This is a genomic window from Achromobacter sp. FW305-C-28, assembly GCF_058783235.1.
The window spans coordinates 649,115-666,766 of the sequence record NZ_JBYSYL010000001.1 but is presented as its reverse complement, the minus strand read 5'-3'; the positions used below and the strand labels follow the sequence as shown (position 1 = coordinate 666,766).

14 protein-coding genes are annotated in these 17,652 nt (G+C 67.7%); 10 read left to right on the top strand and 4 right to left on the bottom strand.

The features are described 5' to 3' along the window. Nucleotide 1: 1 nt before the first annotated feature. From AC3WMR_RS02940 to AC3WMR_RS02895, 10 genes are read left to right on the top strand one after another with little or no spacing between them, the layout of a single operon-like run. Nucleotides 2-2,215 (top strand): cellulose biosynthesis cyclic di-GMP-binding regulatory protein BcsB, encoded by a 2,214-nt coding sequence (locus tag AC3WMR_RS02940; protein WP_492262584.1) that lies wholly within the window; start codon nucleotides 2-4, stop codon nucleotides 2,213-2,215. Nucleotides 2,216-2,233: 18 nt separating this feature from the next. Then, complete coding sequence (locus AC3WMR_RS02935) at nucleotides 2,234-3,946, top strand: glycosyl transferase family protein (protein ID WP_492262583.1); 1,713 nt, start codon at nucleotides 2,234-2,236, stop codon at nucleotides 3,944-3,946. Continuing rightward, nucleotides 3,943-6,684, top strand: a complete 2,742-nt coding sequence (locus AC3WMR_RS02930; protein ID WP_492262582.1) for an NfrA family protein — start codon at nucleotides 3,943-3,945, stop codon at nucleotides 6,682-6,684. The genes AC3WMR_RS02935 and AC3WMR_RS02930 overlap by 4 nt, the downstream gene beginning before the upstream one ends. Nucleotides 6,685-6,717: 33 nt before the next feature. Beyond that, entirely contained in the window at nucleotides 6,718-7,719 is a 1,002-nt protein-coding gene (locus tag AC3WMR_RS02925) for an alginate O-acetyltransferase AlgX-related protein (RefSeq protein ID WP_492262581.1), read from the top strand. Between the two features lie 4 nt (nucleotides 7,720-7,723). Further along, on the top strand, nucleotides 7,724-8,830 hold the full coding sequence (locus AC3WMR_RS02920) for an alginate O-acetyltransferase AlgX-related protein (RefSeq protein WP_492262580.1): 1,107 nt from the start codon (nucleotides 7,724-7,726) through the stop codon (nucleotides 8,828-8,830). Between the two features lie 6 nt (nucleotides 8,831-8,836). Beyond that, entirely contained in the window at nucleotides 8,837-10,417 is a 1,581-nt protein-coding gene (locus tag AC3WMR_RS02915) for an MBOAT family O-acyltransferase (RefSeq protein ID WP_492262579.1), read from the top strand. A 25-nt stretch (nucleotides 10,418-10,442) separates the two neighbouring features. Then, the gene (locus AC3WMR_RS02910; protein ID WP_263910660.1) at nucleotides 10,443-10,682 is read left to right on the top strand and encodes an acyl carrier protein; all 240 of its coding nucleotides are present in this window, start codon (nucleotides 10,443-10,445) and stop codon (nucleotides 10,680-10,682) included. A 21-nt stretch (nucleotides 10,683-10,703) separates the two neighbouring features. Beyond that, the gene (locus AC3WMR_RS02905; RefSeq protein ID WP_492262578.1) at nucleotides 10,704-12,179 is read left to right on the top strand and encodes an AMP-binding protein; all 1,476 of its coding nucleotides are present in this window, start codon (nucleotides 10,704-10,706) and stop codon (nucleotides 12,177-12,179) included. After that, nucleotides 12,176-12,862 (top strand): alginate O-acetyltransferase AlgF, encoded by a 687-nt coding sequence (locus AC3WMR_RS02900; protein ID WP_492262577.1) that lies wholly within the window; start codon nucleotides 12,176-12,178, stop codon nucleotides 12,860-12,862. The genes AC3WMR_RS02905 and AC3WMR_RS02900 overlap by 4 nt, the downstream gene beginning before the upstream one ends. A gap of 9 nt (nucleotides 12,863-12,871) precedes the next feature. Then, nucleotides 12,872-14,002, top strand: a complete 1,131-nt coding sequence (locus tag AC3WMR_RS02895; RefSeq protein WP_492262576.1) for an acyl-CoA dehydrogenase family protein — start codon at nucleotides 12,872-12,874, stop codon at nucleotides 14,000-14,002. A gap of 19 nt (nucleotides 14,003-14,021) precedes the next feature. On the opposite strand, the gene AC3WMR_RS02890 is transcribed toward AC3WMR_RS02895, so the two are convergent. The 4 genes from AC3WMR_RS02890 to AC3WMR_RS02875 form a co-directional block, all read right to left on the bottom strand. After that, a complete protein-coding gene (locus AC3WMR_RS02890) occupies nucleotides 14,022-14,984 on the bottom strand; it encodes a DUF4434 domain-containing protein (protein ID WP_492262575.1) in 963 nt (320 codons plus the stop codon). A 46-nt stretch (nucleotides 14,985-15,030) separates the two neighbouring features. Then, entirely contained in the window at nucleotides 15,031-15,444 is a 414-nt protein-coding gene (locus AC3WMR_RS02885) for a YidB family protein (RefSeq protein ID WP_492262574.1), read from the bottom strand. A 111-nt stretch (nucleotides 15,445-15,555) separates the two neighbouring features. Beyond that, nucleotides 15,556-16,755: a lytic murein transglycosylase gene (locus AC3WMR_RS02880; RefSeq protein ID WP_492262573.1), complete on the bottom strand. Its 1,200-nt coding sequence runs from the start codon at nucleotides 16,753-16,755 to the stop codon at nucleotides 15,556-15,558. A gap of 55 nt (nucleotides 16,756-16,810) precedes the next feature. Next, on the bottom strand, nucleotides 16,811-17,647 hold the full coding sequence (locus AC3WMR_RS02875) for a ferritin-like domain-containing protein (RefSeq protein ID WP_492262572.1): 837 nt from the start codon (nucleotides 17,645-17,647) through the stop codon (nucleotides 16,811-16,813). Nucleotides 17,648-17,652: the final 5 nt, after the last annotated feature.

The window sequence follows — 17,652 nt, the reverse complement described above, 5'->3', positions numbered from 1 at the left end:
CATGTCAAAGCCCACTTCCTTTCCTGCCGCCCTGACGCTTTGCCGCGCGCTGATGGCCGCCGGCCTGCTGCTGCCGCTGGGCGCGATGGCCAGCCCTGCCGGAGACGCCCTGCGCCAGCTGCAAGGCGACGACTGGGTGACGCGCAACACCACGCTGGCCGATCTGGGGATCGGCGAGCCGGTGGTGCTGAGCAACAGTGATGCGCGCCAGGAGTTCTACCTGCCCGTGCCGCGCGGCGTGCCGATCACCGATGCCACGCTGAATTTCGACGCCAAGTACACCAAGGGCGAGCCGGGCCGCACCAGCCTGGTGCTGTGGGCCGATGGCGTGCCGCTGAATGCACAACGCATCGCCGACGGCGACGGCACGGTGGCGCGCGGCTTCGCGGTGGATCCGCGCAGCCGCGAAAGCGGCTTTCTGCGGGTAGGCGTGGACTGGCAGTCGGAAATTGCGCTGCGCCACTGTGAAAGCAATCGGGCCACCGCCAACGCGCTGACGATCTCGCCGCAGACGCGCCTGACCTACCGCTACGACGCCTCGGCCATCGGCAACCTGGATGACGCCTGGGGCACCCTGCCCGGCAAGCCGACCCTGATCGTGGCCGGCGCCAAGCTGGACCAGCAGGCCTTCGACAGCGCCTGGCGCATCGGCGTGGCGCTGGAACGCGCCGGCAAGCGCGTCGCGGTGCGGGCCTTTCCGGCCGTGGGCGACGAGATCGACACGCGTGGCCTGCAGGCCCCCGAGGGCCTGTCGCACGTACCCGCGTTCGCCGCGTTGACGGGCAGCGAAAAGCACAAGCTGGCCAATGCCGCCGAAATCGGCGCACTGCTGGTCATGGGCGCGCCGGCCGTGGCGGGCGATGTCGTGATTGCCGATGCCGGGTTGCGCGCCAAGCTGAACGAGGCGCTGGACGCGCTGCAATCGCAGTTCGCCTCTGATGCAGATGCCGCCGAGGCTTTCAAGACCTGGCGAGCGCACCGCGCGCCGCTGGCCGCAGCCGACCTGCAGTCCAAGGAAATCCGCCTGGCCGCCATGGGCCGCCAGGCCGTGATCGCGGTCGCCGCGGATGCCGGCGCCCAAGGCGCGGGCGCCTTCGACACGGCCTGGCGCCGCATCCTGGTGACGCGCCAGGTGCAGGTCAAGGCCGCGATGCCGCCCGAAACCTTCAAGGACGGCGGCCTGCGCCTGACGGCGCTGGGCGGCTCGCCCAACAGCTTCAACGTCGTCGCCAGCGGCGACTGGAACACGACCTTCCCGCTGGCCGCGGTGTCGTCCGATGGCCGCATGCCCGGCGAACTGGTCATGGACGTGTCGGCCGCGCCCGGCGCATCGTCGACCCGGCCGGTGGCGTCGGTGTTCTGGAACGGCATTCTGCTGGCCGCCAAGCAACTGGACGCCAACGGCAAGCCTGAACGCCTGACGGCGCGCGTGCCCGGCTACGCGCTGGGCGTCACCAACGCGGTACGCGTGACCTTCCAGCGCCAGCCGGTGTCGGTCGATTGCAACGAGATTCCGCAGGGCTACCCGGTGAACGTGCTGCCGACCAGCTACGTGAAACCGGATCGGGCCGAGCCGGACGGCACCTTCGTGGGCCTGTTGCCGTTGCTTGCCGGCAGCCCGCAGGTGATCGTGCCCGACAGCTACCTGGCCGACGCGCCTGACAATCTCAAGCGCCTGATCGGCATTGCCTCGGCCAGCGGCGTGTCGACCACCCGCGCCGAACTCACCGTGGCGGCCGGCGGCCAGGCCGTCAAGCCCGCCCGCCCATTCCTGGCGATGGAAGTGGCCGTGGACGGCGCCAAGCCGATGGTCACCGTCACCGACCGCAAGCAGTTGCGCGTGGACGGCAAGAACGCGACCTGGCTGGACATTTCCGGACTGGATCACCTGAGCACGGCCGAAGTCATCAGCGCCAGCGGCCAGGACGGCGTGCTGTGGCACACCCTGGGCCAGCACGCCGGCATGCTGGACGCGCCGTTCGTGCTGAACCGCGGTAACGTGGCGATCATCGGCGCCGCGGGTCCGGTGGCCTGGATCGATAGCGCCAATCCCGACGCGAGCCATCCGCCCGGCGCCGGTGAAAGCGCGTTCTTCGAGTGGCGCCGCTACATTTCCTGGAGCGTGCCGGCGATCAGCATCAGCTTGCTGGTATTGCTGCTGATCCTGATCTTCGCGATGCGCGCCAGCCGCAGAAGGAACAAGGACAGCAAGTAATCCAGGACGCGCCAGCTCATGTCTTCGCTTTACTGGCCCTATCTCATCGCCGATTACTACCGCGGCCTGGAGATCGTGACCGCCATCGTTGGCGTGATCATCCTGCTTTCGAGCCTGGATGATCTGTTCATCGACGCGTGGTACTGGGTGCGCGAGACCTGGCGCTCGCTGACCATCAAGCGGCGCTTTGCGCCGCTCGCGGCATCACAGCTGCGCGACAAGGAGGAACAGCCGCTGGCGATCATGGTGCCGGCCTGGCTCGAGTACGACGTGATCGCGTCGATGCTCGAGACCATGGTGTCGACGCTGGAATACAAGAACTACATGATCTTCGCCGGCACCTACCAGAACGACGAGCGCACGATCAAGGAAGTCGAGCGGATGCGTCGGCGCTACCGCCAGTTGATCCGGGTGGAAGTGCCGCACGACGGCCCCACCTGCAAGGCAGACTGCCTGAACTGGATCGTGCAGGCGATCTTCGCGCAGGATGCCAAGCAGCCGGTGCCATTTGCCGGCGTGATCCTGCACGACAGCGAAGACGTGCTGCACCCGCTGGAGCTCAAGTACTACAACTACCTCTTGCCGCGCATCGACTTCATCCAGCTGCCGGTGACCTCGCTTGAACGTCACTGGTACGAATTGGTGGCCGGCACCTACATGGACGAATTCGCCGAATGGCACACCAAGGACCTGGTGGTGCGCGAAAGCCTGTCCAAGATGGTGCCGTCGGCCGGCGTGGGCACCTGCTTTTCGCGCCGCGCCCTGGTCGAACTCGCGAACGAGACCAATAACCAACCCTTCAATACCGACACGCTGACGGAAGACTACGACATCGGCGCGCGACTGGCGCAGCGCGGCATGCGCCAGATCTTCGGCAAGTTCGGCGTCGAATACGTGACCCGCCGGCGCGCCTGGTTCGGCCTGGGCAAGGAAAAGATTTCCAGCGTGCACATGCCGCTGGGCGTGCGCGAGTACTTCCCCAACACCTTCCGCACCGCCTATCGGCAGAAGGCACGCTGGACGCTGGGCATCGGCTTGCAAGGGTGGCAACAGGTCGGCTGGACCGGATCGCTGGCCACCAAGTACCTGCTGTTCCGCGACCGCAAGGGCCTGGTGACCTCGTTCATCGCGATCCTGGCGTACCTGCTGCTGGCCAACTTCTTCGTCTTCTACCTGGCGGACCTGTTCGGCTGGTGGAAGGTGTATTACCCGTCTTACTTCAAGCCGGGCGGCTGGCTGGTGACATTGATGTGGGTCAACGCGGTGGCGCTGCTGCTGCGCGTCGTGCAACGGGCCTATTTCGTGGGCCGCATGTATGGCTGGGAGCACGCGCTGCTGTCGATTCCGCGGATGATCGTGGGCAACTTCATCAATGCCATGGCCGCGGCACGCGCCTGGAAGCTGTTCATCGGCCACCTGATCACGGGCAAGCGGCTGGCCTGGGACAAGACCATGCACGACTTCCCGTCCACCGACCAGTTAGCCCAGCAGCGCCAGCGCCTGGGTGAACTGTTGTTGTCCTGGCAGGCGATCGACGAAGATAAACTATCGCGCGCACTGGAAATCCAGGCGCGCGACAAACGGCCGCTGGGCGAAATCCTGATGGAACAAGGCTGGCTGGACGAAGGCACCCTGAAAGAAGCCATTCATTTCCAGCAAGGCGGCCAGGCCGATGCCACGGCGGCCGCCGGCGCGCCGGCACATACCGACGAAAAACCCGCGACCCCATGAAGCCACTGACCCGAACGTTGTTGCTGTCCGCCGCGCTGGCTTGCGCCGGGAACGCCGGGCCGGCCCAGGCCCAATCCGCGCCCCGCGCCGCCGAGGCGCCACTGGAAGGCGCCGCCTACCAATTCGCCGACGAAGGCTACAAGAGCTACGACGCCGGCAACTACGCACTGGCGCAGCAACAGGCCGAATCGGCCATTGCGCTGCGGCCGGACGTCGAGCGGTTGCGGCTGCTGCTGATCTATTCGCTGCAAAAGCAAGGCAAGCTGCAAGAAGCCGACAAGGCGGCAGCGGACGCGATCAAGAGCGGGCTGGACACGCCGGGCCTGCGTCAGGCCCGCGCCAACCTGCGCCCCCGCACGGCCCAGCCGGCGGGCGCGGCAGCTGGCGGGGCACCAGGCACCACGGCGGCCTACCGCCGCGGCTTCCCGATAGCCACGCGCGCCTATACCGACTACAACCGCGGCGACTTTCCGGCCGCGCAGCGTGGCGCCGAGCAGGCCTTCCGCATCGACCCCAAGCAGGGGGCGTGGGCCATGCTGTGGCTGGACGCGCTGGAAGCCCAGGGCAAGTACGCCGAGGCCGAAGCCGCCGCGGACAAGGCCATCGCGCTGGGCGCGCCCAACAAGAATGACCTGACGGCACGCCGTACCACCATGAAACGGCGCCTGGCGATCAAGCCCGCCGAACAGGGTTACCAGGCGCTGATTGCCAACCGGCCCGGCGACGCGGTGCCGCTGGCGCGCGAAGCGGTGGCGCTGGCCCCGGACACCGCCAGCCACCGCCTTCTGCTGATGACGGCGCTGATGCTGGACAACCAGTTGGCCGCCGCCGAAGACGCCGCGACCGATGCCTTGAAGCAGGACGACGAGAACACCGTCGCCCTGGTGATGCGCGCCTACCTGCGCCAGCGCCAGGGCAAGACGGACCTGGCCAACGCCGACTTCGACGCGGCGCTCAAGCAGGATTGGCTGGATGAAGACCAGCGCCGCAATGTGCGCCTGATTGCCGCCGACGCCTCGCTGGCCGGCGGCGACTCGGCGCGCGCGCTGGCGCTGCTGCAACCCCTGGGCGCCAAGGACGAAGCCGCGACCGCCCGCATCAAGCGCGCCCGCACCAAGCCCACGGTGCCTGCCACCTTGACGCTGGCCAACTACCCTGCTCCCTTGCAGGATTGCCGCGACACGCCCTACGGCACCTCTTGCGAGCTGTTGCCATCCGACGCCGCGGGCAGCGGCGGCCCCGCATCGCTGGCGTACGCGGCGTATGCGCGCGAGGATTACCAGGAAGCCATCGCCCAGGCCCGCAAGGCGTCGGAACAGGACCCCAGCAACAAGGAATTGCAGCGCCTCTTGACCACCACGCTGGCCGCTGGCAACGCCGCGCAGCTGGCCGAGGCCGACAAGCGCATGAGCGACGCACTGGCCGCGCAACCCGATGACCCCGCCCTGCTGATGCAGCGCGGCTATCTGCACCAGCGCATGGGCCAGCCCAAGCTGGCGCTGCAGGATTTCCAGGCGGCGCGCGCCACGGGCAAGGCCCCGCCCACGGTGATTCTGGACGAGGGCTACGCCTTGTCCGGCGTGGGCGACAAGCGCGGTGCGGTCGACAAGCTGAAAGAAGCCATCGACGAGGCCGACGCCGGGCGCCTGGAACTCACGCCGCAGCAGCGCTTTGACACCCGCAGCGGCATTGCCGGCCTGTCGCGTGAATGGGGCGGGTATGTGTCCGCCGGCTATCGCGGCGCGCGGCCCGCCTCGTCGGGGCTGGGCGGCGCGGCCATCACCGTGCCGGGCGATGCGATCTTCAGCACCACGGAAATCTTCTGGCGGCCGTCGGACTTCCTGAACTCGTCGACGCAGACCTTCGAGCTGTACGGCCGCTTGTCGAACACGCTGTACAACAAGGGTGGCAAGACCGCCAGCCAGACGGTGTCGGACCCTTGCACCGGCGGATCCATCAACGTCGACGAAACCCGCAACCAGGGCATCTCCGGCATCCCCACCACCGTGGGTTCGCTGGGGATGCGCTTCACGCCGTCGACCGAAGTCGGACTGACCTTCGGCCTGGAACGCCAGTTCAACCTGGGCACCGCCACGCGCCAAGGCACGTTCAGCCCGAAGCCCGACGACCTGCGCTGCAGCCTGAACAACCGCAACCAGACGGCCCACTACAAGACGGACGCCGGCAGCGGCGGCTGGCTGGCCTACGTGACCTACGGCATGTATGAAGGCACGACGCTGCGCATCGACCGCCCCAACTGGTTCACCATGGAAGGCTACGTGCAGGCCGGCTATTCGTGGCAGGACATGTCGGCCCGTCTGTGGAAGCGCAACAACACCACCGGCGCCGACACCGACCAGACCTCGGGCAAGCTCAAGCGCGACCAGGCCTTCGGGGCCGGTGAATTGCGCGTGGGCCGCAGCTACCGGGTCGACCCGATCAGCGAACGCCTGGTGTTCTTCCCCTACGCCGTGGTAGGTGCCGACTGGCTCTGGAACAAGAATCGCCTGAGCGGCCTGGATATCGACGGCACCGATTCGTACAACCAGCTGGGCGACGGCTCGTCCTGGTCGATGGGCGCCGGGCCGGGTTTCAACATCCGCTACTGGTTCCGCGAAGACCACTACAACGCGCCACGTTCGTACCTGGACTTGACCACCCAGTACCGCTTCAATATCGGCGGCGGCCAAGCCGACCGGGCCAAGGGCTTGTTCATCAACCTGACCCTGTCCTACTGAACCGCCCCCCTCTTTTTCAGGAGTCCGCCTGGCATGACTACCGTTACCCTTCATCCGCCCCGGCCCGCACGCCGGCTGGCTGCGGCCCTGTGCGGCGCCCTGCTGGCGCTGGCCGCGGCTGGCGCCCAGGCGCAGCAAGCCTCGTCCATCGTCATCCAGGGCAAGGACAACTGGCTGTTTCCCGGCTGGGGCAGCCTGACGCAAGTCGATACCCGCGGCATCGACGCCTCGACGCAACTGGTACGCGAAACCCGCGATGCACTGGCCGCCAAGGGCATCCAGCTGGAAGTGCTGGTGCTGCCGGACAAGACCCTGTTCTACCAGGACAAGCTGCCGGATGGCACAACCCTGAGCGCCGACGTCAAGAAGCGCTACCAGACCATCCAGGACAAGCTGAAGGCCGCCGGTGTGTCCACCTTCGATGACGAAGCCGTGCTGCGCCGCGTGAAGGACGGCGGCCAGGAGGTGTTCTACCGTACCGACCAGCACTGGACCCAGCCGGCCGCCGACGCCACCGCCGAAGCGCTGGCCCAGCGCATCAAGCAGGACGTCAAGACGCTGGCGGGCAAGCCGGGCACCGGCATGCCGCTGGGCAGCGTGGTCAACGAGCGTCGCTACGGCGATCTGGCCGAGCTGTTCCTCACACCCGACCAGCGCAAGCAGGCTGGCCGCGAGACCTTCACGGTGCGCCGCCAGGCCGACAGCCAGAGCCTGATCGACGACGCACCGGCGCCGGTGCACGTCACCGGCCACAGCATGGTGCAGCCGTACTTCGGCTTCCCGCAGAAGCTGTCCAACGTGCTGGACCGCCCGGTTTCCGTGAACTGGAAGCCCGGCAACGTCGGCCAGTGGATCATGCTGCTGGAATACCTGGAGTCGCCCGCGTTCAAGCAGAACAAGCCGCAGGTGCTGGTGTGGCAGATGTTCGAGCCCACCTTCGCACAGGGGCCTGACGCCAAGGGGCTGTGGGACAACGCGTCCATCATGACCGCCGACAGCTGGCGCAGCCGCATGAAGGCGGCGGTGGGGCAGTAACGCCGTGGCGCAAGCGGACAAGGCGACGCCGCCGCCCCCGGCTCCCGGACACCGGCTGCACGCCATCGTGTTTGGCGTGCTGCTGGCGCTGGGCCTGGGCTGGGGCGCATGGTGCCTGGTTCAGGCCAAGCTGACCGCGGCCGACGTCGCGCCGTCGGCCTGGATGAACGGCACGGCGGGCACGGCATTGAACAAGTCGTTGCGCCTGCCCGCCCAGGCCACGGTAGACACCTGGAATTCCTCGGTGCGCTACCGCGTGCTGGGGGAACTGGGCGACCAGGTGGCCTTGGGCTGCCCCGAATGGCTGTTCTATCGCGACGGCCTGCGCCCGCAACCGGGCGTGCACGTATTCGACCAGCGCCTGCGGCTGATGCGGCATTGGGTCGACGAGTTGCGCCGCCAGCAGGTTCAGGTGCTGGTGGTGGCGGTGCCCGACAAGTCGCGCATCGAGGCCGACCATCTTTGCGGCCAGACCGTGTCGCTGCCGATGCAGGGCACGCTGGATGCCTGGCAGGGCGCCCTGCGCGCCCAGAACGTGCCCTTTGTCGACCTGCGCCAGGCGCTGCAAGCCGCGCAGGCGCCGCGCTTTTTCCGCACCGACGTCCACATGAACGCGACCGGGGCCCAGGCCGCGGCCCGACAAGTGGCCGAGGCCGCCCTGCCCTTGCTGAACGGTTCCGGCACGCAGGCCTTCAATGAAGAAAAGCCGGGGCCGCTGCAACCCCGCATGGGCGACCTGATCGTCCTGGCCGGGTTGGAACACGCTCGGCCGGGCTGGCGCCCTGAACTGGACCTGGCCGCGCCGCAGAAGATCGAACCGGTGCGCGGCGGCGGCCTGCTGGACGAGACGCCGCCCGTCGAAGTGCTGCTGGCGGGCAGCTCGAACGGCCGCCGCAGCAATTTCGCCGAACGCTTGGGGATGGGGCTGGGCCGCGAGGTCTGGAACCTGAGCCTGGACGGCGGGCAGTTTTCCGGGGCCCTGCTGGTGGCGCTCAAGCAACGCGAGCAATGGCCCAAGAGCTTGAAACTGGTGATCTGGGAGTTTTCGGAAATGGCGCTGTCGCTGCCGCTGACCGACGACGAGAAATCCGTGCTGGCCCGACTGCCCTGACCCGAGATGCTATTCAATTCCTACCTGTTCCTGCTGGTCTTCCTGCCCGTGACGCTGGCCGTGTACTACGGCGCCGGGCGGCTGAACCTGCGGCTGGCGGCCCTGTGGCTGTGCCTGACGTCCTTCGTGTTCTACGGCTGGTGGAATCCCCAGTTCGTGGTGCTGCTGGCCGGGTCCATCGCCTTCAATTACCTGGTCAGCCTTCTGATCCTGCACACCGCGGCCCGGCCGCGGCTGCAAGGGCTGATCGTGGGCCTGGGCGTGGGCGCCGACCTGGCGCTGCTGTTTCACTACAAGTATTTCGCCACGCTCCTGAATTTCCTGACCGACCTGGGCATGACCAGCTCGACCATGGATTCGATCATCCTGCCGCTGGGGATATCGTTCTTCACGTTCACCCAGATCGGCTATCTGCTGGACTGCCGCGCCGGCGTCGTGAAAGAACGCAGCCTGCTCAGCTACGTGCTGTTCGTGACGTTCTTTCCGCATCTGATCGCCGGCCCGATCCTGCATCACAAAGAGATGATGCCGCAGTTCGCGCAGCCGGAAAACTACCGCTTCAAGGCCGAGAACCTGTCGGTGGGCGGCATGCTGTTCGTGATCGGCCTGGCCAAGAAAGTATTGCTGGCCGACGGCATTGCGCCCTATGCCGATGCCGGCTTCGCGGCCCCGGGTGACCTGCAGTTCTGGGGGGCGTGGGGCGCCAGCCTGTGCTACGCGCTGCAGCTCTATTTCGACTTTTCCGGCTATTCGGACATGGCGCTGGGGCTGGCCAAGATGTTCGGCATCCGTTTCCCGCTGAACTTCAATTCGCCCTACAAGGCGGGCAGCATCATTGAATTCTGGGCCCGTTGGCACATGACGCTGACGCGCTACCTGACCGCCTATCTGTACTACCCGGTAGCCATGGCCGTATCCAAGTGGCGCACCAACCGCAACCTGCCCGTGGGCGCCGAGGGCGTCAGCACGCTGGGCGGTTTTGTCGGCAGCATCGTCAGCCCCACGCTGTTCACGATGGCGCTGGCCGGTGTATGGCACGGCGCCGGCTTCCAGTTCCTGGTGTTCGGCCTGTTGCACGCCATGTACCTGTCGGTGAACCATGCGTGGCGCATCTTCGTGGTGGGCAGAAAGCCCGCGGCGGCGCGCAACCTCAACATGTTCAAGCGCGCCGCCTGCGTGTTGCTGACCTTCGTGGCCGTGCTGGTGGCGCAGGCGTTCTTCCGCGCCCATGGCGTGGGTGACGCCATGCTGCTGATGCAAGGCATGATCGGCCTGCGCGGCATGGAAACGCTGGACCTGGCGGCGCATGTCAGCGGCCTGGCCTGGGGCGATGCCTGGCGCGTGCTGGTCGGCCATCACATGCAACTGATCTATGCTGTCGTGCTGCTGGGCATTGCCTGGTTCACGCCGAACGCCCACCAGATCCTGGGCCGCTATTCGCCGGCGCTGTTCAAGCCCCAGGAAGCGCCCTCGCCCTGGATGCGCTGGCGCCCCAACCTGGCGTGGCTGACGGTCATGCTGGTCCTGCTTTTTTTCTGCCTGGTCAACCTGCACAAGGAAACCCGGTTCCTCTACTTCCAATTCTGACCGCGGCGCGGTCGCGGAGCATGCTATGGACATCAACGAGATCGAAGCCAAGGTCGCCGACCTGATCGAAGGCATCATTCTCACCAAGGTCGACCCCGATACCCTGTTGATCGAATCCGGGCTGATCGACTCGCTGTCGGCGGTGGATGTGGCCCTGGCCGTCGAACGCCAGTTCGGCTGCAAGATCCCGCCGACCGAGATCGACGTGCACCTGGAATCGGTGCACACGCTGGCGGCCTTCATCGCGGAGCATCCGCGCGCCTGACATCCCCGGGAGGGCTGGACGATGCGTTTCGATTTCAACGCCTTTGATTTCGTGGACACCGCCGCCGGCACCGATGCCGTGGCGGTAGTGGATGCGCAGGGCGCCCTGACCTGGGGCCAGTTGCTGGCGGCCACGCAGGCCTGGGAACAGGCGGCACGGCAGGCCGGCGTCACGGCGGGCGTGCCGCTGGTGATCTCCGGCCACAAAGAGGCGGCCTTCCTGGTCGCCATCCTGGGCTGTCTGCGGCTGAAGGTACCGTTCGTGCCGGTCGACGTGATCAATCCGCCCGAGCGCATCGCCCGCATCGGCGAGCTGGTGCGGGCCGGGTTGCGCTATGACGCGCAGGCCGGTGGATTCGTCGCCGGCAGCGCCGTCCCGGCGCCGCTGGACGAGGCCGGGCTGGCCTACATCATGTTCACCTCGGGCAGCACCGGCGACCCCAAGGGCGTGCAGATCGGCCGCGAAAGCGTGTCGCTGTTCGCCGGCTGGATTCGCGACTGCCTGAACCTGGGGCCCGCCCCCGCGTTCATGGACCAAATGCTGTTCAGCTTCGACTTCTCGCTGTTCAACTGGGTCGGCGCGCTGCAACTGGGCGGCACCTGTGTGCTGTGTCCGCGCGAGACCATCGCGCAGCGCGACACCTTCGTGGGCTACCTGGCCCACACCGGCATCAACGTCTGGGCGTCCACGCCGTCGTTCGTGCGCCAGCAGCTGTTCAACCCCGACTTCGACCGCGCCCACTTGCCGCAGTTGCGCGCCTTCGTGTTCGGCGCCGAATCGCTGACGCCGACCTTGGCCGAAGAACTCTGGCAGCGCTTTCCCGACGTGCGCATCATCAATTCGTACGGACCCACCGAAGCCACCTGCTCGACCACCTGGGTCGAGATCGACGCGGACCTGCGTGCCCGCGCGCCCAACCCGTTTCCCATCGGCCGCGCCAAGCCGTACGCCGAAGTCTTCATCGAGAACGGCGAAATCAGCATTGCCGGCGACCATGTCATGCGCGGCTACCTGAACCGCCCCGACCTGAACGCCCAGCGCATGATCACCCGCAACGGCAAGCGCGGCTACCGCAGCGGCGACCTGGGCGAAATCGATGCCGCCGGCCTGGTGACTTTTCGGGGCCGGATCGACGACCAGATCAAGATGCACGGCTACCGCATCGAGCTGGCCGAAATCGACGCCGCCATCGCCGCCCTGCCCGGCGCGCGCGCTGGCGCCACCGTCGCGCTGCGCCGGCCCGATGGCGCTATCATCCGACTGATCGGGTTCGTCGAGCCCGCCGAGGCCGGCCCTGGCGGCCTGCAACCGCTGCCCGCGGCATTGCAGGACTGGAAAGCCGCACTGGGCCGCCGGCTGCCGCCCTACATGATTCCGTCTGAGCTGATGGCCTGCCACCGTTTCCCGACGACCAGCACCGACAAGGCGGACCGCAAGCAGCTTGAACGCTTGTACCTGGAGGCCCGCCTGAGCAAGAAACCGGAGTCCCAAGCATGACCCGTCGTATTCGTTTCCCCACCCTGGCGCTGGCATCGGCGCTGGGTTTGGCCGCCATCGGCGGCGCAGCGCATGCCGAGGGCATATTCGCCCAGCTCTACGCCGCGCGTCCGCCCGCCGGATCCTCGTTCGTACGAGTCGTGAATCCCGAAGTCGGGCCGTTCCGCGTGCAGGTCGCCAATGGCCCGTCGCAGGAAATCGGTCCGACCAAGCCGGCCAGCACCTACGCCATCGTCAAGGGCAACCAGGCATTCAACGTGCTGGTCGACGGCAAGCCGGTGGCCAGCCTGCAAGTCGCGCCCGACACCTTCAGCACGCTGGTGGTACACCGCGACGGCGTCAAGGTCACCTATGCGCTGGTAGACGACAGCAACGGCGCGCAGGACGCGCTCAAGGCCGAACTGCGTTTCTACAACCTGGCAGCCGACTGCCCCGCCGCCGCGCTGGCGGTCAGCCCGACCGGCCCCACGCTGTTCCAGGACGTCAAACCCGGCGCTTCGGCCGCCCGCGCCATCAATCCGGTCAGCGCATCGCTGGCGGCCGGTTGCGGCACGGTGCTGTCGCCGTCCGTGCCGCTGCCCGCCTTGCAGCCCGGCGACCACTACAGCCTGTTCCTCACCGGCGGCGCCACCGCCCCCACCTTGAGCGGCCAAGTCAGCGCCACGGACCCCTATAGCAAGTAAGGAGGCCGTATGCGCCGCGTATTCAGGGACGACCACGAGCTTTTCCGCGACCAGGTCCGGCGCTTTATCGCCGAAGAGATCGCGCCCCACTATGCCGATTGGGAAAAGGCCGGTATCGTGCCCCGCTCGCTGTGGCTGCGCGCGGGCGAAGAAGGCCTGCTCAATTGCGCCCTGCCTGACCCCTACGGTTTGGGCGGCGACTTCGGCCATGCCGCCGTCGTCATCGAAGAACTGGCGCGCGCCAACTACCTGGGCGTGGGCTTTTCGATCCACTCCGACATGGTGTCGCCTTACCTGGAAGCCTTCGGCACCACCGCCCAGAAAGCGCGCTGGCTGCCTGCCATGACCCGCGGCGAAGTGATCGGCGCCATCGCGCTGACCGAGCCCGGTGCGGGCAGCGACCTCAAGGCCGTCCGCACGCGGGCCCGCCGCGATGGCGACCACTACGTGCTGAACGGCCAGAAGACCTTCATCACCAATGGCGTCAACGCCGGCTTGTCCATCGTGCTGGCAAGCACCGACCCCGATCAGGGCGCGCGCGGCCTGTCGCTGTTCTGCGTCGAAGAGAACCTGCCCGGCTTCACCAAGGGCCCGGCGCTCAGCAAGATCGGCCAGCACTGCCAGGACACCTGCGAGCTGTACTTCGACGACGTGCGCCTGCCGGCGGACTGCCTGCTGGGACAGGAAAACGCCGCCTTCGAATACATGACGCAGGAACTCGCGCGCGAACGCCTGGCGATCGCGCTGCGCGCCGGCGCCTCGCTCGAAGGCATGCTGGAAGAAACCGCCGAATACACCCGCAACCGCAAGGTCTTCGGCCGTCGCGTCTTCGACTATCAGAATTCACGCTTCAAGCTGGCCGGCGCCCGTGCGCAAAGCACCATGCTGCGGGTCTTCCTGGACGACTGCCTGGCCCGCCACATGACCGGCGAACTCGATCCCACCACGGCCGCCATCGCCAAGCTCAACGCCACCGAAATGCAGGGCGCGGTGCTGGACGACCTGCTGCAGCTGTATGGCGGCTATGGCTATATGGCGGAATACGGCATCGGCCGCGCCTGGGTGGATGCGCGCGCGTTGCGCATCTTTGGCGGCACCAGCGAGATCATGAGGGAAATCATCGGCCGCAGTTTCATTTGAGCGCCCGGCGGCGCTCGCGTCAGACGCGCGCCGCCATCCAGGCGCGCATCAGCGCGCGGGCCTCGGGCGTGTCGCCGATGACCCAGGGGTCGACGGTAAAGGCCACGACGCGCTTGGCGCCGTAGCCTCGCGCCACTTGCCACTGCTGCTTGACCCGGTCGAAGTCGGCCGAGCGCGCCTTGAAGGTGGTGCCGTCGGTGCTGCCGGACGGCAGTTCCTCGAACAGTTCCATGACCAGGTCGAACGACGCCCGGCGCTTGAGCAGCATGTCGTGCAGGGGTTCCAGCGACTGGTAGTTCGCCAGCCCCGCCACGCCCACGCCGTCCTGGATCATGGGATGGATGGTCACGTGGTCCAGCACCCGCGACCACAGCTGGGTCAGTGATCCGTCGCCGCCCAGGCGGCTGAAATAGGTAGAGATGGTCGGCACGCGATAGCTGGTGGCCTGCGCGGCGCGCGCAAAGGCGTCCAGCCACGGCACCAGCAGCGCCTGGCGTTCCGGGCGCGACCAGTTGTATTGCTCCAGCTCGTAGGGCAGGTACCAGCCGCGGAAATTGCGGCGCTTGGACCACGCCGCGCTTTGCATGTAGGCCACGCCACGGTCGCGCGTGTGATCCAGGTAGGCGGCCAGTGCGGCGTCGTCGGGCGAGGCGAGCATGTTCCACCAGCGCTGGTCGTAGGGCAGGCCCACATGCACACCCAGGCCGCTATGTTCGGCTTCGTCGAAGATCGCGTCCAGCATGGCCTGGGGCGCCATCCAGTCATCCGGCCGACCGCCTTGCAGGCCGGTCCATTGCAGGAAGATCTCGCGGCAGCCCAGCCGGCGGTAGGCGGCGATGCGGCGGCGCCAATCGTCAGCGGTCAGGTCCAGGTGGCTCAGCCAGAGCTGCAGGAAAGTGGCATTCAGCGAGATTGGCGGCGCGCAGGCCGCCAACGGCGCAAGCGCGCCAAGCGCCAGCGCCTGCAACAGGCGCCGGCGCAACAGGGACCGGGGCAGCGGGCGCGTCAGGAGCGTGTCTCCTGCCGCATCAGCCGCGGTTGCCGAACAGGCCGGACAGCGAGGCCAGCAGATCGGTGGGATTGAAGCCCTGGCCCGGCTGGACCGCGCCATCGGGCGTAGCCTTGTCGACCAGTTGCGGCAGCAATGCGGACAGGGAACCCAGCACCGAGCCGGTGTCCTGGCCCGTCTTGGTGGCCAGTTCGTTCACCACGCCCGGGTCCAGCACGCGGCCAAGCTGGTCGGCGCTGACGGGCAGGTTCTGCCCCTTGCCGATCCACGAGGCGACGATTTCGCCCAGGCCGCCCTGCTGGAAGCTGGCGATCAGGCCGGACAGGCCACCGGGGTATTTGTTCAGTTGTTCGATCAGGGCCGGCAGCAACGAGGCCGAGCCCCCTTGCTGACCGCCGCCGGCCATCGAGGCCAAGGTATCCAATAGACTCATCGCCGTGCTCCAGAAAAGTCGGAAATCCAGTATAGGCCCAGGCCGGCGCAAATCTGGCCCTCGTCGCGGCCTGGATACCGATCTTTGCAAAACTTGTATTGGGCGGCCCGCTCAGCCCCCATTGCGCAGGGCGTTCAGCGCCTTCTGCCCGGCCCGGCCGTCCGCCGGCAGGCCCAGCTGACGCTGCGCCGCCTGCAGCGCTTCACGGGTACGGGCGCCGATCATGCCATCGGGTTCGCCCAGTTCATAGCCGCGGGCGATCAGCAGCCGTTGCAGCTCGCGCCGCTCGGCCCGCGACAGGCCGGGATCGTCAGTCGGCCAGGCCTGGACCAACGCGCCGCCCCCGCGCAGGCGGTCGGACAGGTGCGCAATGGCCAGCGCATAGCTTTCGGCCGCGTTGTACGAATACAGTGCGTCGAAATTGCGGGTCACCAGGAAGGCCGGGCCCTGGGGGCCGGCCGGAAGCAGCAGTCCGACCGGCGTGTCGCCCGGCGGCAGCGGACGGCCATCCGCCCGGGTCACGCCCTGGGCGACCCACGATGACAGCGCGCGCTTGTTCTTGCGCCCGGCCCCGGCCGTATTCAGGCCCGCGGGCAGCTTGACCTCGTAGCCCCAGTCCAGGCTGCTGTTCCAGCCGGCGCGCTTGAGGAAGTTGGCCGTGGACGCCAGCGCATCCGGCACGCTGTCGATCAGGTCGCGGCGGCCATCGCCGTCGAAGTCCACGGCCAGCCGCAGGTAGGTCGAGGGCATGAATTGCGTCTGGCCGAACGCGCCCGCCCAAGAGCCGGTCAGTTTCTCGGGCGCGATGTGCTCGTCCTGCAGGATCTTGAGCGCGGCGTAGAACTCGCCGCGGAAATAGGCCTGGCGCCGCCCAAAGCACGACAGCGTGGACAGGGACGTGAGCAGCGGTCGACCGCCCAGCGTGCGGCCATAATTGCTTTCGACGCCCCAGACCGCCGCGATGGTGGCCGGGTCCACGCCGAAACGGGCCGAGGCCCGGTCCAGTTCCGCCCGCCAGCGTTCGATACCGGCGCGACCATCAGCCACGCGTTCGTCGTCGACCAGCGCCGCCATGTAGTCCCAGATCGGCGTCTTGAATTCGGGCTGCGCATCCAACAGGCCGATCACCGCCATGTCGGGGACCAGGCCCGCGGTATGCGTATCGAAGGTGGCGCCGGACACGCCCGCCTTGGCGGCGGGGGCGCGCAACTGCGCCAGGCACGAAGCAAAGGCATCGGCGGCCTGGGCGCCTTCGATGGGCAGGGTGAGCGCGGCGACGGTCAGGGCAACGGCGGGGAAAAGCGTTTTCATCAGCAGGGAAAGGCTCCGGGGGATTGGGCGGTATCGATCGCGATGGGCGGGCCGGTCAACCGGCCTGCAACGCAGCCAGTTCGGCTTCGTCGAAGCCGGCGGCGCGACGCGCGGCCAGGTTGAACGGGCCGCGCAGGCGTGGCGCGTCGTAGCGGGCGGCCAGCTCGGCATAGCAGGTCACCGGTTCCTTGCCTTGTTCGGCGCAAAGGCGCTTGTACCAGTCGTTGCCGATGGCGACATGGCCGATTTCGTCGCGCAGGATGATGTCGACGATGGCCGCGCTTGGCGCATCTCCTGCGCCCGCCAGCTTGTTGCGGATCAGCGGCGAGGCATCGAGGCCGCGCGCTTCCAGCGTGCGCGGCACCAGCGCCAGGCGCGCCAGCAGATCGTCACGCGTGCGTTCGGCCATGTCCCACAAGCCGTTGTGGGCGGGGAAATCGCCATAGACGTAGCCCAGGCTGGCCAGCCGCTGGTTCAACAGGTCGAAATGGCAGGCCTCTTCGGTGGCCACGCGCAGCCAATCGCGGTAGAACGCGTCGGGCATGCCGGCAAAGCGCCACAGGATATCCAGCGCCAAATTCACCGCGTTGAATTCGATGTGCGCCAGCGCGTGCAGCAGCGCAGCGCGGCCTTCCAGCGTGGCCATGGAACGCTGCGGCACCTGGGCCGGCGGCACCAGCTCGGGCACGGCGGGCCGGCCGGGCAAGGCGGCGGGTGCCACGTACTGCCGCGCGGCGTCCAGCGGTGCGTCGGCGGCAATGGCGCGCACCCGCGCCAGCTTGTCCGCCCATTCGGTGGCGGCCAGCGCCTGCAACGCCTGGGCGCGCAGGCACGCCGCGCCTGGCTCGTACGGACCCGTCCCGTCCGCGGGAAGGTTCGAATGGCTGTCCATGAGGG

Bases quoted from the DNA above. Each gene is read 5' to 3' on its own strand.
- AC3WMR_RS02940 (WP_492262584.1), top strand. From the start codon at position 2: ATGTCAAAGCCCACTTCCTTTCCTGCCGCCCTGACGCTTTGCCGCGCG.
- AC3WMR_RS02935 (WP_492262583.1), top strand. From the start codon at position 2,234: ATGTCTTCGCTTTACTGGCCCTATCTCATCGCCGATTACTACCGCGGC.
- AC3WMR_RS02930 (WP_492262582.1), top strand. From the start codon at position 3,943: ATGAAGCCACTGACCCGAACGTTGTTGCTGTCCGCCGCGCTGGCTTGC.
- AC3WMR_RS02925 (WP_492262581.1), top strand. From the start codon at position 6,718: ATGACTACCGTTACCCTTCATCCGCCCCGGCCCGCACGCCGGCTGGCT.
- AC3WMR_RS02915 (WP_492262579.1), top strand. From the start codon at position 8,837: ATGCTATTCAATTCCTACCTGTTCCTGCTGGTCTTCCTGCCCGTGACG.
- AC3WMR_RS02910 (WP_263910660.1), top strand. From the start codon at position 10,443: ATGGACATCAACGAGATCGAAGCCAAGGTCGCCGACCTGATCGAAGGC.
- AC3WMR_RS02905 (WP_492262578.1), top strand. From the start codon at position 10,704: ATGCGTTTCGATTTCAACGCCTTTGATTTCGTGGACACCGCCGCCGGC.
- AC3WMR_RS02900 (WP_492262577.1), top strand. From the start codon at position 12,176: ATGACCCGTCGTATTCGTTTCCCCACCCTGGCGCTGGCATCGGCGCTG.
- AC3WMR_RS02895 (WP_492262576.1), top strand. From the start codon at position 12,872: ATGCGCCGCGTATTCAGGGACGACCACGAGCTTTTCCGCGACCAGGTC.
- AC3WMR_RS02885 (WP_492262574.1), bottom strand. From the start codon at position 15,444: ATGAGTCTATTGGATACCTTGGCCTCGATGGCCGGCGGCGGTCAGCAA.
- AC3WMR_RS02880 (WP_492262573.1), bottom strand. From the start codon at position 16,755: ATGAAAACGCTTTTCCCCGCCGTTGCCCTGACCGTCGCCGCGCTCACC.
- AC3WMR_RS02875 (WP_492262572.1), bottom strand. From the start codon at position 17,647: ATGGACAGCCATTCGAACCTTCCCGCGGACGGGACGGGTCCGTACGAG.